This is a genomic window from Pseudoflavonifractor sp. 60 (genome assembly GCF_009911645.1).
GTDB lineage: Bacteria > Bacillota > Clostridia > Oscillospirales > Oscillospiraceae > Lawsonibacter.
In genome coordinates this window covers 1-2,988 of sequence record NZ_QWKI01000318.1, presented here as the reverse complement: position 1 = coordinate 2,988, position 2,988 = coordinate 1, and the positions used below count along the sequence as shown (strand labels likewise).

General features: G+C 54.0%; 1 protein-coding gene. It reads left to right on the top strand.

The genetic code is table 11. The features are described 5' to 3' along the window. A partial coding sequence (locus tag D1646_RS22110) for a hypothetical protein (RefSeq protein WP_160638487.1) occupies positions 1–2,988 on the top strand: 2,988 nt, incomplete at both ends.

Below are 2,988 nucleotides of genomic sequence, written 5' to 3'. Positions count from 1 at the left end.
GACCCGTAATCAGGTCGCTCAGCTGGCGCTGAACACTCTGAAGTCCCCTGTGGTTCAGGCTGACAAGAGCGGTTCTGACATCGTGATCGGCTCCGGCGACACCGCCGTGACCATCACTGGCCAGTCCAAGTATGTTGTCACCGCCAGCAGCGAGCCCTACGCCCGTGCTATCAAGCAGAATCAGGCCGACGACCACACCATCACTGGCGAGGCTGGTTATATCATTGAGCTGGGCGAGAAGCTGTATAATGGCCAGCTGAAGCTGAACGATGACGCTGTGGATGAGTTTGGCCGTCCTGCCAACTACTGGGAGTACAACGCCAAGAAGATGGGGACCTATGTGAAGAGGGATCTCATTCAGGCCGAGTACACTGAGAAGGTTACTGGTAAGATGCTGTTCACCGAGCTGGGCCGCGACCTGGTGAACGACATTGACACCCAGACCAAGGCTGGCAAGTTTGACTACACCCTGTCCATCTACATTGATGGCGAGGCTGTCCTGCTGGACAACAAGACGACCACCTCTACCGAGCTGCTGAAGGATGTTGCTTTTGATATCAGCGACATTACCAACAGCAATACCGATGGCGTTGGCGGCACCGGCAACGGCGTTCTGACTCAGGTCTTTGTGGACAGTCAGTATGGCCGCGAGTCCGGCAGTGGCAAGGGTGTTATCATCTCCATTATGAACACCTATCTGGCTATTGCCAACAAGGACTACGATTCCAAGAAGGACGAGGTTGAGGTCGAGGTCTATAAGATTGACGACAGAGACCCCTCTTCCAGCAAGTATGTCTATGCCAAGACTGGCTACAGCAGCACTGAGAAGAAGTTCTTCACTGAGGATATCAAGGTCAGCGGCGACCGCTTCGACATTGAAGATGTGAAGAAGGACGACAAGTTCCTGGTTACCGTTGCTGAGGGCGAGATTCAGAGCATGGTTACCCCTGAGATTGCTTCCGAGGTCACTCTGAACTCCTTCAAGCGGAATGACTGGGTCAAGAACGACGATGTGCAGTACGACTACGCTTCCACCGCTCAGTACGACGACGACGTTCTGGACATCTATGATAACATCAACATGAAGGATGTTACCTACAATGTCATTCTGGACCAGTACGGCTATCTGATCGGCATCGAGCTGAACGAGGCCATTGCTCAGTACGTCTTTATGACTGGTATTGATCTGGGCACCAGCAATCTGAGCCGGAAGAACGCTGACGCTAATGTCATCTTCACCGACGGCACCATGAAGACCGTCACTGTGAACACCGACAAGAGCGAGCTGGCCAGCTCCCCCAAGAAGGAAGATGGCACCTCTGAGGCTTACACCATCACCGGCGGCGGCGACAAGCTGGACAAGATGTTTGGTAACGGTACCGCCAACTTCTCTCAGGTCAATCGCTGGTTCACCTACACTGTGGACGCTGACGGCGTTTACACTGTGAAGGAGGTGGGCAACAATTCTCAGGCCCGTGAGGACGGTTACCGCACCGCCAAGAAGATTGCCCAGAGCTTCATTGATGCTGACACCTATAGCAACGACAAGTTTGATGTGAATGGCAAGAACCGTTCCCTGGACGGCTCCAAGGTTAAAACTCCCGCTGGCGACTTTAACAAGGTTTACGGCAATGCTGACAGCATTTACATCAATGCTAAGCTGACTGACATCAACGATAAGAATTCCAACGCCAAGCTGATCGTTGAGAAGGTTGACTCTGTGACCACCGGCATCGACAATGTCGACTTCACCGTTGAGAACATCACCGATGCCAACAATCCTGGCGATGAAGCCTACGTGCTGTACAACAACGATGGCTACATCATTGCTGCTGTCATCCTCAACGCTGAGGACAACGGCACCTCCGCCAAGTATGCCTATGTCACCAGCGGCATCAAGCAGGAGGACTACCTGGGCAGCAACACCTGGCGCTGGGGCGTTGACGCCATCATCGACGGCGAGAAGGTCCGTCTGACTGAGGTCAACGATTCTCAGGAGTATATCAAGGAAGGTATGCAGGGCAAGTGGTATGACGTGCGCTTTGACAAGGACGGCAATGTGTCCAGCATCAAGGCCAACGATAACACCACAACCAAGCCCGCTCCCATTAACTTCACTTATGTTGATCCCGCCACTGGCAAGAACGACAAGTATATCACCAACGTTCATAACGTCGCCCGCGCTACCAACGGCGTCAACGGCGATGGTAAGGGCGGTACGCTTGTTACAGACGACGCTGGTATCTACCATGGTGAGAAGTTTGAGGACTTCACTGAGAAGCTGAGCAGCCTGCTGCTGTATCAGGACTTCCGCTGCAACAGCCACGCCGCTGGTTCTGGCGTTGGTACGCAGGGCACTGCTAAGCTGACCTACAAGAACATGACCCTGTACACCGATACTAAGGCCACTGCTGGTCTGGGTATCAGCCCGAGCACTAAGATCATTGTGATCCTGTCCAAGAGCCACAATGACGGCCTGTATGACACTATTTCTGATACCTTTACTGGCGACTCCGGCATGAAGGACGCCCTGAAGATGCTGGACAGCAACGAGAAGGCCTTTGACGGCTGGTTGGGCGCTGTGATTAAGGATGGCATTGCCACCAGCATCATCCTGCACGACCAGGCCGGCGACAAGGATAAGCAGGGTACCACTCCTATTGTTCCCGATGAGAAGCCCGGCGTTGAGACCACTCTGAGCGTTGTAAGCGGCACTGATGGTGTGTCTTTCACCACTAGCAATGTTTCGGCCTACAACAAGGACGACGAGGCCCTGCGTGGCTCCGCGATCCGCGGCGGCGTGCGCTACAACGTGAAGACTGCTGAGGACATCACCATCGATTTGCCCAAGCTGAATGCTAATCAGAAGTATCATGTTGTCGCTGCTCCCGCTGCCAACGTGACTGGTCTGCCCGCCGATGGCAACCTTGAGGGCGAGACCCTGAACATCAAGCTGGCTAACGGCGCTGCTACTCTGACCGTCACTGT